The organism is Pseudomonas sp. P5_B2 (assembly GCF_056400445.1).
Genome location: NZ_JBFULH010001107.1, coordinates 1 through 998, shown reverse-complemented (window position 1 = coordinate 998; position 998 = coordinate 1). Strand labels below are relative to the sequence as shown.

The 998-nt window shown below is 55.4% G+C and carries 1 protein-coding gene; it reads right to left on the bottom strand.

Features of this window, described 5'->3' with window-relative positions:
• On the bottom strand, positions 1-998 hold a 998-nt coding region (locus AC1DRJ_RS29495; RefSeq protein ID WP_477805233.1), incomplete at both ends, for a class I SAM-dependent methyltransferase.

Below are 998 nucleotides of genomic sequence, written 5' to 3'. Positions count from 1 at the left end.
GCTGCAACTCCGCTTCCAATTCGACAAACTGGCGCGGTAACTCGGCTTCAAGTTCAACACACTGGCGCTGCAACTCGACTGCCTGCTCGACACTCTGGCGCTGCGTCATGGCTTCCAGTTCGACACTATGGTGTCGCAACTCGGCTGCTCGCTCGACACTCTGGCGGTGCAACTCCCCTTCGAATTCGACAAAATGGCGCTGTAACTCGGCTTCAAGTTCAACACTCTGGCGCTGCAACTCGACTGCCTGCTCGACACTATGGCGTTGCAACTCGGCTGCTCGCTCGACACTCTGGCGGTGCAACTCAGCTGCCAGTTCGACACTCTGGCGCTGCAACTCAGCTGCCAGTTCGACACTCTGGCGCTGCAACTCGGCTGACAGTTCGACACTCTGGCGCTGCAATTCGGCTGACAGTTCGACACTCTGTCGCTGCAATTCGGCCGACACGTTGGCACCCTGATTCTGTATTTCCTCTAGGTGCTCTATTTTCTGTAGACTGCGGTCTTCGAGCGTTGCCCGGAAGCGACGCTCCATGTGTTGCTCATAACGCTCCCCCAAGGCTTCCTGACTCAAACCGTAAGCACGATCAAAGCAAGGATCGAAAACCGCCAATTGTTCGGCAGTCGCCGCCTTCTGCGCAATGATCGCGTAATCAGGACTAACCCCCTTCAAAACATCCAATAAGGTGAGTTGCGGCGCGTCATGAAGCGCAGCTGGCTCCTGCAGACGGACCAACTTGGAGCGGGCAAACCCCGTGTACTCGGTCAAAAAGCTGAGCAACAAATGAGGTATGGGCTTTTCGTGAGTCGGGTCGAAGTAGAAATTATTAGTGCCAACCAACAGATTTTCCGCATTCGGCGTTTCCATGATCAACAGCCCTGCAGGCTTGAGGACACGCAACGCCTCACGGACCAACAGTTGCAAACTGGCGAATGGTATGTGCTCAATAAAATGGAATGCCGACACCACTACCTGACTCTCATCGCTCAGCGCCGCC